We start from the raw sequence: 9,672 nt of genomic DNA, 5'->3' as shown, positions 1-9,672 counted from the left end.
CTTTAATCAAGGCATTATATTGTTGATTCGTATTTTCTAAGAATGGTTGAAAATCATCAAAATCCAGATAAGCATCATCCCATCCATTGCGTTGTAATGCGGCTTTCCAGCTATCGGTATGAATCATTTTCTCTAAAGCATCACGCCAATAATTGATGGCTTCTTCTGGCATATCTTTCGGCCCAAATAAACCACGCCAATTTTCAAAAACCACATCAATTCCCTGCTCTCTAACGGTAGGAATTTCGGCCATCATCCCTTCACCTACTCGTTTATTAGCAGTTTGAGCTAATGCTCTCAACTCACCACTTTGTATTAAACCAGCTACATCGCCTAACCCCGTTGAGATCAAATCAATGTGTCCGCCTAAAACCTGAGCAACAACTCCACCGTCTTGAAATGATATATAATCTATATTTTTTAAATTATTAACCCCAGCAGCTTTCGCCACTAAGAGAAATTGAATATGGTCCATTGAGCCAGCAGCGGATGTACCACCTATTTTAATAGACTTAGGATCTTGTTTTAGCGCCTCCATAACCTGATTAATTGAGGTATAAGGAGAATTTTTAGGCACAACAAAAGCGGCATAATCCGTAATTAAGCGCGCAATAGGGGTCGTATCTTGATAACTGTATGGTGTTAAACCGACTAAATGAGTCAGTAAGATCGGAGGAGAATAAACAGAAATTAAGTCTCCTTTACCTTTCTGACTTTGCATATAAGCCAAATTTACTGCACCTCCGCCACCGGGACGATTAATCACCGGTAGATTCGCATTAATAATCCCCTCATCTTTTAATGTCTTAGCTACGGTACGAATCGTAATATCCCATCCTCCACCCGCACCCGCTGGAGCAACCATATTAATGGTTCTTGGAGGATATGATTTCGCAAAAGCAGAGGATACCCCTAATAAAGAGCTAAGTATTATCAACCATGTTACAGAGATATATTTTATTTTATTCATCGTTCTATCCTTGTGTCTGACTTAATGTAAATTATTTTTTATAGTTTTTAATCTGGCTTATATTGTTGCTCTACTAACAATGGTTAATTAAAACAACTTATAATGTTTTCAACTTGTTTACATTAAGTGACAATAAAGTAAATTAACGAGAGGAAGGACACTTTTTACCATACCGCTTATGGTGTTTATGGTTTTTATGATGTTAATTATCCGTTACAGAGCACTCCGCGTCTTTTTGTCTCAACGACATTAGCCATCGCATTGAACGTGATAGGATTTCAGCATCATCAATTAAATGTTAGTATTAGCCCATCTGAACATACTTGTGCGGAAAGTGAATGTGTTATCCTAACTGAAGGCATACTCGTCACACATGATTAACCTTCATCAGCCTCCGCCAGTAAAACCATATCAAGAGAAATATTTCCAATGGTTAACAATAAAATTCAATGGTTTCCGGGCCACATGCACAAGGCTCGTAAAGAGATTGAAGAAGCAATTCCGCAAATTGATGTGATTATCGAAGTGCTCGATGCACGTATTCCTTATAGTAGTGAAAACCCACTGATTTCTCAGCTCCGCGGCGATAAACCTTGTATTAAAGTACTCAATAAGCGTGATTTAGCCGATCCTGAAATGACCGAGTTGTGGATTGCTCATTTAGAGCAAGAGCAAGGGGTGAAAGCAATGGCCATCACCACCGCTAATCCTCAAGAAGTCCATCGGATTTTAGAATTGTGCCGTAAGATGGTCCCTCATCGTGAAGAGGTGGGCAAAAATGTTCGCACTATGATCATGGGTATCCCCAACGTTGGTAAATCGACCATCATTAATACCTTAGCTGGTCGAGCGATAGCCCAAACCGGTAACCAGCCGGCGGTGACACGTCGTCAACAACGGATCAATTTACAAAATGGTGTCGTGCTGTCTGATACGCCTGGTATTTTGTGGCCTAAAGTTGAAAACCCTCACAGTGGATTTCGTCTTGCTGCGACTGGCGCGATTAAAGATACCGCGATGGAATATGAGGATGTGGCTTTTTATACTGTCGAGTATCTTGCCAAACATTATGCCGATAATCTTATTGCACGCTATCACGTTGATGGCACACCTGAATCGGATGTGGAATGGATGGAAGCCATTGGCCAAAAGCGTGGTGCTCTTCGCGCTGGTGGGCGAGTGGATTTGCATAAAGCATCGGAAATTCTCTTGCATGAACTTCGCCAAGGGGTGCTGGGTAAAATTACGTTAGAACGCCCAGACATGATCCCTAATGAGTTAATCGAAGTCGAACAAGAAGAAATCCGTAAAACGGAAGAAAAAGCGAAAATTAAAGAAGAACGCCGTAAACGTTATCTACGTAATAAGCGCTAACACTCACTTCAGAACTTCTTGCATTAAAAAGTCACAACGTCACTTAAGGTTGTGACTTTTTTGTTCTTGCCTCTTATACATCTACACTTCGACTCTCAACATCCTGTGTACACCATACATAAACGTACATTCCAAGACACACCACTGAGTGACAAATCCAATCATGATTAGTAGGCTATCGGGAATCTGAGATGAACACCTCTCTTTAATAAACAACCGCCCAATAATTATCTGCGGAACCTAATCACCAATTTATCATCATACATTCATGCTCTTATATCATTCACGGAACCTAACATGAACAAACGCTGGATTGCAGTCGCCATTGTATTAATGGCTGGCGGTTACTGGGGTAGCGCTCATTTATCAAAACCCAAAGCATCACTACCGACCTTAACGGCACAATTAGGCCAAATTGAAAAACAAGCCATCGCTGTGGGACAAATCGTTCCGGCTCACTCAGTCTCAATTAAATCGCAAATTGAAGGTATTGTTGGTGAGATATTCCACCATGTTGGTGCGCATGTGAATGCGGGAACACCATTAATTAAAATCACCCCTAACCCAACGCCGCAAGCACTGACCGAAGCAACCACGATGTTAATGCAAAGTGAAGCCAGTTTAGAGTCAGCAAAACAAAACGTTACCAATTTAGAGCGTCTGGTTAAACAGAATATTATTCCTAAAAACTACGGCGACTACATTCAAGCTCAAGCCGATTTGAAATCAAAATTGGCCGATGTGGTACAAAAACGCCAAAACTTAGAATTAATCCGTAGCGGCGAGGCCTCAATTGGTGATGCTAAATTAACCTCAACCCTTACCGCTCCGATCGATGGCACTATTTTAAATTTAAAAGTAGAGGTGGGTGAGCCGATCATCTCTACGGCCTCTAGCCAAGCCGCGACCGAACTGATGTCGATTGCAGATATGAAGAATATGATTTTTAAAGGCAGCGTCAGTGAACACGATGCGGCACAACTCGCGGTTGGCATGCCTGTCACTGTGATACTCGCCCCCTTTCCAACCCTAAATATCGAGGGCGTGTTAAGCAAAGTCGCTGTGCAATCTGAAAAACTCAATAACACCAGTTCGAGCAATAACACGGGGTTTGATAATGGCTTTGAAGTCGAAATTAGCCAGCTCAACTTTCCAGAGGATATCACCCTTCGCTCCGGCTTTTCAGCCACCGCTCATATCATCTTAGAGAAAGTAGAAAATGTGGTGACGGTACCGGAGCGCGCATTACGCTTTCAAGGTAACCAAGCCGAAGTCTTAATTGCTGATGATTCAGAATATGGATTCACTGCACAGCCGGTAACATTAGGGTTATCCGATGGCATCAATGTGCAAATTATCTCTGGACTTGAAAACCAACAAACGATTGTTGATAACAGTATGCTGGGTCATTCTTATGCCAACTAATGCCTTGATCAATTTTACCCGTTATGGATTATTAGCGCTTGCGATCAGTCAGCCCGCTTTTGCTATTACGTTAGAACAAGCTTGGCAAGCGGCAAAAACCGCTGATCCAACCTACATGCAGGCGCAAATCCAATCACAAATTAGTCAAACTGACGTTGCCACTGCCACTAGCGTATTACGCCCATCGCTGAATATCACGGCGCAAACCAGTTGGAACCAAGATGGTGACAACCAAAGGGGTTATGGCGCCACATTAAGTCAAACCCTTTGGGATAGCTCTGCTTGGTCTGCGCTTGATCAATCTCAAGCTCACTATGTTGCTGCGCAACTGCGGGCAAAAGCGGAATACAATAGCCTGGCCGCACGTCTACTAACCGCTTATCTTGAATTGGCCAGCGCCCAAGGTGATCTCACTCTTGCTCAAGAGAAATGGCGAGAAGGCGCACAGTTACTGCATGTGACCGAGCAACGCTATCTGGCCGGTAAAATTCGCGCCACAGAGTTAGAAGATATGCGCGCTAACCATGTTGATGAGCAAGCAGCTTTACTCGCCGCACAATCAGCTCTTGCTAGCAAACAATATGCGTTAACGGCACTCATTAATCAGCCAGTTGATAAAATCAATGAAATCAATACGCAGGTATCAGAGCAGCCCACTTTACCTTTTGCGACTGAACAACAATGGATTAAGCTTGCCAAAGACAACAGTCCGACCTTGTTAGCCAGCATACAAGAGTTAACTGCGGCTCAATTTGCACATGACGCCGCTAAAGCCAAATATTACCCGACGCTATCAGGTAGCGTGTCCTATCAAAGTACTGATCAAGGTCGTGATGGTGATTTGAATGCAGGGCTGACGCTCAGCGTGCCTATCGATTTAAATGGAGCGACACGTTCTAGTGTGGATCGCGCTCAACTCACTATCTTAAACAACAAGCAAGCGGTGAAAAAAATCGAGATTGACATTCAACAAGAAATTCAAACTCGCTTTCATCAACTGCAATTGGAATGGCAACGGATTGAAATTGCCCAGCAACAAGTGCTGGCGCGACAAACCGCGCTGGACAGTAAACAAGCGGTCTATAACGCTGGCATGACAGAAGCCTCTGAGGTGATCACCGCTCATAATGCGCTGTTTAATAGCAAACATACCTTACAAACCCGTCTGTACGACTACTGGTATCATCGTATTGCTTTACTAAAAACAGTGGGCAAATTGGATGATGAGAATATCGCGTTAATCGCACGAGTGCTGCAGTAATGAACACTCTATTTCTGCAAGTTACCCAAACCTTATTGGCTCACCGCTTACGCAGCACATTAGCCATTATTGCCATTGTCTGGGGAATGCTGTCGGTACTGGTTTTGGTCGCTTTAGGTGAAGGTTTTTATCGAGTGAATACTCAATCCTTTGCGTTACTGATGAGTGATACTCAGATGGCTTTTCCCGGTCAAACCGCTAAGCCATGGCAAGGGCTTCCAGCCAAACGACCGATCCGGATCTCTAAGGAGCAAATGCATGCCTTAGCCAAACAACCAGCGATAGAACAACTTTCGGTGATGTACGGAAAATGGGATGCTACGGTTACCAACGCTCAAGGACGCTCACTACCAGGTTATGTCGCTGGAGTTGATCAGCATTATTTTGCTTTACAAAGCCTAACCTTACGTCCAGCTTCACGTGCGATAACCCCTAATGATGTATTCAATCATGCGAGAGTAGCGATCATCGGTTGGCAATTAGCCCAAGTCGGTCAATTGGCGCTAGGCGATAGCGTTAAGGTGAATGGCGTACCCTTTTTTATTATTGGTATCACTGAGCAAAAAGAAGGTGGAGTGTCGTTAAATAATGAGAGCAATCAACTAATGATTCCCAGCACCACCTTTACTGATTTATGGCAAAGTAACCCCTATTCTTTGTTAGTAAAACCCAAAGCGGATATTCCCGGCGTAGCTTTGCGTCATGCCATACAAACGTTTTTTGCCAAGCAACAGCATTATGACCCAACCGACAGCGAAGCGGTTTATTTGCCAGACTTCAGCAGTGGTGCTCAGTTTATTAATGCCCTGTTTCGCGGTATTCAGCTATTTTTAGGTGCCAGCGGGATGATGACCCTCGCTGTCGGCGCTTTGGGGGTTGCCAATATTATGTTTTTGTCGGTAACCGAGCGAACGCGAGAGATTGGCGTGCGACTGGCCGTTGGCGCGACACCAAAAATTATCCTCTGGCAATTTATACTCGAAGGCACGTTATTGGTTACCCTCGGCTGCGCGATAGGTGTTGGGCTCTCGTATTTGGCCATTGCCACGCTGAATCAGCTTGGTTTACCTGACTGGTTGGGTACGCCGATCATCACCAGTGCTTCGATCGTTGGATCGCTCCTTATCACCGCCTGTCTAGCGTTATGTGCCGCTTATTTTCCAGCTCGCCGTGCTGCACATTTAACGCCAGTTTTAGCTTTAAGTGCGAGAGGATAGCATGCTGCCAATCAGACAAATTATTCAGGAAATGCTGGCAGAAAAACAGCGTCTTTTATTAACCGTTCTTGCTGTTGCTTGGGGTACGCTATGCATCAGTATGATGTTAGCGAGCGGTGAAGGCTTAAGACAAGGCTTAAGCCGTGCTTCGCAAAGCGGCAATGGTCAACTGATTTATATCACACCAGGCTACGCTAGTATCAACAGTGGTCGTTTCTTTACTGGGCAAGCTTTATCCTTACAAGCGCAAGATGTCGATGTGGTTCGTGCATTACCGAGCGTGCAACAGGCTGAGATTAGCGCCGTGTGGGATAAAACCGTCCGTTATCAGGAAAATAGCAGTTGGCAAACCCCGTATGCGGTTAGTCCTGATTATGCTCAACTGACAGGAATAGAAATGATACCCGGGGGACGCTGGTTTAATCAATTAGATAATCAGCAACAACGTAAAGTCATCGTGCTGGGTTATACCACTGCAAGCCAGCTATTCAATCAAGAGAGCGACGAGGATTTTTTGCAGTCGCCCGTGTTAACCATCAATCCAGTCGGCAAAATCGTTAAAGTCGGTGATGAAGATTTTACCGTGATTGGTGTAATAAAATCCAACGCTTCACTGATAGAGCAAGGCCTACCAATTGATTATGCATTGTTTGTCCCTTTGAGCACTTGGCAACGTTTTCATCCCAACCAACCGATTGCTGCAATTAACGTCAAGCCCATTGCGCAAGCGGATCGTGAACAGTTAGCTCAAGTGATCAAACAAGTGTTAGCCAGAAAATATTCTGCCGATCCGAGTGATGAGCAGTTAATTCAAAGCCAAGATATGCTACTCAGACAAAAAAGTATGCAACGCTTTTTACTCGGTCTGCAAAGTTTTTTAGGTGTGATTGGTCTTGTTACTCTGAGTGTCGCGGGCATTGGCATCGCCAATGTGATGTATGCGACCGTCAAACGCGCTACACGAGATATTGGCGTGAGAATGGCGGTTGGCGCCACCAGCGCCAACATTCGTCTTCATTACTTAGTTCAATCCATACTAACAATGGGGATGGGCGGTATCGTCGGACTGAGTTTCACCTACGGCCTTATACGCTTAGTCCAACACCTGCCACTACAAGGTAACTTTCTTTATGAACAGCTGGGAAAACCCCAGCCAGAGCTGTCGTGGCCCATTCTATTTTTGGTGATGACGGCATTAGTCATCATCGGCGTCGTTGCGGCTTGGTTTCCCGCTAATCGCGCAGCAAACATCACTCCATTAGAGGCATTACAAAGTGAATGATCAATCTCCTCTCGTGCAACTCGCCAATATCTGTAAACATTACCGAAGTGGTGAAGAACAAGTCAAAGCGCTGGATAATGTCTCATTGAATATCGATAAAGGCGAATACCTTGCTATTCTTGGTCCATCAGGTTCAGGAAAATCAACCCTGATGAATGTTCTCGGCTGTTTAGATACACCAACCAGCGGTGACTATATACTGGAAGATAAACGGGTATCATCGTTAACCAATCACCAGTTAGCCAAGATAAGAAATCAAAAAATTGGTTTTGTTTTTCAAAGTTTTAATTTACTTGATTATGCGAATGCGATTGATAATGTCGCCCTGCCGCTGGTGTATAGCGGCACAACGCTAAAAGAGAGGCGTCAGCGTGCCGAGCATTTATTAGACAGCGTTGGCCTCGGCGATCGTCGTTATCATAAGCCGAATCAGCTCTCTGGTGGTCAAAAGCAGCGAGTGGCCATTGCCCGTGCGTTGGTCAATGATCCGCAAATCATTTTGGCCGATGAACCCACGGGGGCACTGGATTCCAAATCGGGTGCTGAGATCGAAACGCTATTCAATCAGCTTCATCAAGCAGGTCGAACATTAATTATTGTCACTCATGATGTAGCACTGGCGCAGCGCACTCGGCGGATCATTACTATTAAGGATGGTAAAGTGTTATCGGATAAGCCTGTTCATCAAAGCGAATGACGCTGAAACTCACTACTCTAGAGAGAAGATAAGAAGGCTGAGAAACGGCCTTCTTATCTTTCTGAATCAATCATCATTTGATGTTGGCTAAGGTCAATAAAATTGACTCCAACTGATCCCATGGCATCAATTGTGAATCAATGACTTCTAAACGAGATTCAAAGCCTTGTAGGGTTAACTCGTTAACCGATAACACCCCGTTATTGGCATTAAAGGCATAACAGCCTTTGGTCGTGTTCAAAACCCCTTTGACCCGTTCAGCGGTTAAGGCGCTAAGCATCGAAAACAGCTCATCAAAATCAAACTGATATTCTGCACCAAATAACCAGCCACAACTGTAGTAGCCTTGACCACGATTTTCTTTACGTAGAAATGCTTGTCCCGGGGCTAAAGCAAACTGTGGCTCTAATTGCGCATGATGATGGTGATGAGCTTCGATATGGCTTGATGCACTTTCCGCACTACGCTCCATATCAAGCATCGAGAGCGATAAATTGCCCTGACTGACTAACTGATAAGCCGCTTTCGCTGGTTGCTGTCTGGCGAACCAAGTCTGGAACATCTCAACATCTGTTGGCGTTGCTTGGTCAACTTTATTGGCAACAATCACATCAGCACTGGCTAATTGATCATTAAAGTTTTGATTCATCAAATATTTATCATTACTTAAATGACGAGGGTCAACCAGTGCAATGGTCGCTTTGAGGTCAACATAAGGCTGATATTGGGCAGAGGTTAAAGTGGCGATAACTTGCTTGGGGTGCCCTAAGCCTGTCGGTTCGATCAATAAACGATCGGGCTTCTGCCTTAACAGGGTATTAATCCCCACAGACATCGGTACACCCGCCGTACAGCACATACACCCCCCCGGGACTTCTTTAATTAATGCCCCTTGTTCGGACATTATCGCGCCATCAATACCTATCTCACCAAACTCATTAACCAGCACCGCCCACTTTTCATCCGCCGGTTTATGCTTCAATAAGTTTAAAATCGTGGTCGTTTTACCAACGCCAAGAAAGCCAGTAATAATATTGGTCGGTACTTTTTTTGTCATCGTGGTACTCCTTTTCGCGGAGTATATACAAAAAACAAAGAGGTGTAGACTGAAACGAGCTGAGGAGAAGCGCCTAAACAGCGAAAGGCGCACTGTATGAGCGCGCCTTAATCCTCGGAACTCAATCGTGAGTTGTGCGAATCAGGAAGGCTATAGTTGCAACCTGATCATAATCGAGGCTATTTGAATTGTAGGTTGAATCCATCCAAATTGTAGGTAAGGCTTGCGTTTCCTCCTGTTGAAATACTCGGTTTGCCTTACGCCTTAACTATCGCTCATTTTCAGAAAAACACCATTTTTTTATCGTCTTTTTTTCGGTTGAAATATGACTTTGCGATCCTGTTCAAAAATCATCATTAATGGCGATACAATAGCTATTTTTCCAATTC

General features: G+C 44.3%; 8 protein-coding genes. 6 read left to right on the top strand and 2 right to left on the bottom strand.

Features of this window, described 5'->3' with window-relative positions:
- Positions 1-970, bottom strand: a 970-nt coding sequence (locus CAG60_RS13890) for a Bug family tripartite tricarboxylate transporter substrate binding protein (protein ID WP_161439198.1), incomplete at its 3' end; no start/stop codon positions are given.
- A gap of 429 nt (positions 971-1,399) precedes the next feature.
- Here CAG60_RS13890 and ylqF point away from each other — a divergent pair.
- The 6 genes from ylqF (at position 1,400) to CAG60_RS13860 (ending at position 8,226) form a co-directional block, all read left to right on the top strand.
- Positions 1,400-2,344 carry a ribosome biogenesis GTPase YlqF gene (ylqF, locus tag CAG60_RS13885; RefSeq protein ID WP_158137307.1) on the top strand — a complete coding sequence of 315 codons (945 nt, stop codon included), beginning with the start codon at positions 1,400-1,402 and terminating at the stop codon, positions 2,342-2,344.
- A 297-nt stretch (positions 2,345-2,641) separates the two neighbouring features.
- Positions 2,642-3,769 (top strand): efflux RND transporter periplasmic adaptor subunit, encoded by a 1,128-nt coding sequence (locus CAG60_RS13880; RefSeq protein WP_161439197.1) that lies wholly within the window; start codon positions 2,642-2,644, stop codon positions 3,767-3,769.
- Positions 3,759-5,030, top strand: coding sequence for a TolC family protein (locus CAG60_RS13875; RefSeq protein ID WP_161439196.1), 1,272 nt, complete (start codon positions 3,759-3,761; stop codon positions 5,028-5,030). The genes CAG60_RS13880 and CAG60_RS13875 overlap by 11 nt, the downstream gene beginning before the upstream one ends.
- Entirely contained in the window at positions 5,030-6,247 is a 1,218-nt protein-coding gene (locus CAG60_RS13870; RefSeq protein ID WP_161439195.1) for an ABC transporter permease, read from the top strand. Before CAG60_RS13875 ends, CAG60_RS13870 begins: the two co-directional genes overlap by 1 nt.
- A gap of 1 nt (position 6,248) precedes the next feature.
- On the top strand, positions 6,249-7,529 hold the full coding sequence (locus tag CAG60_RS13865; protein WP_161439194.1) for an ABC transporter permease: 1,281 nt from the start codon (positions 6,249-6,251) through the stop codon (positions 7,527-7,529).
- Positions 7,522-8,226, top strand: a complete 705-nt coding sequence (locus CAG60_RS13860) for an ABC transporter ATP-binding protein (protein WP_004396460.1) — start codon at positions 7,522-7,524, stop codon at positions 8,224-8,226. Before CAG60_RS13865 ends, CAG60_RS13860 begins: the two co-directional genes overlap by 8 nt.
- A 73-nt stretch (positions 8,227-8,299) precedes the next feature.
- Here CAG60_RS13860 and CAG60_RS13855 read toward each other — a convergent pair whose 3' ends face one another.
- A complete protein-coding gene (locus CAG60_RS13855) occupies positions 8,300-9,283 on the bottom strand; it encodes a CobW family GTP-binding protein (protein WP_158137302.1) in 984 nt (327 codons plus the stop codon).
- Positions 9,284-9,672: the final 389 nt, after the last annotated feature.

The organism is Vibrio sp. V33_P6A3T137 (assembly GCF_009904835.1).
Classification (GTDB): domain Bacteria; phylum Pseudomonadota; class Gammaproteobacteria; order Enterobacterales; family Vibrionaceae; genus Vibrio; species Vibrio metschnikovii.
This window is presented reverse-complemented; position numbering and strand designations above follow the sequence as displayed.

Bases quoted from the DNA above. Each gene is read 5' to 3' on its own strand.
- CAG60_RS13875 (WP_161439196.1), top strand. From the start codon at position 3,759: ATGCCAACTAATGCCTTGATCAATTTTACCCGTTATGGATTATTAGCG.
- CAG60_RS13865 (WP_161439194.1), top strand. From the start codon at position 6,249: ATGCTGCCAATCAGACAAATTATTCAGGAAATGCTGGCAGAAAAACAG.
- CAG60_RS13880 (WP_161439197.1), top strand. From the start codon at position 2,642: ATGAACAAACGCTGGATTGCAGTCGCCATTGTATTAATGGCTGGCGGT.
- ylqF (WP_158137307.1), top strand. From the start codon at position 1,400: ATGGTTAACAATAAAATTCAATGGTTTCCGGGCCACATGCACAAGGCT.
- CAG60_RS13855 (WP_158137302.1), bottom strand. From the start codon at position 9,283: ATGACAAAAAAAGTACCGACCAATATTATTACTGGCTTTCTTGGCGTT.
- CAG60_RS13870 (WP_161439195.1), top strand. From the start codon at position 5,030: ATGAACACTCTATTTCTGCAAGTTACCCAAACCTTATTGGCTCACCGC.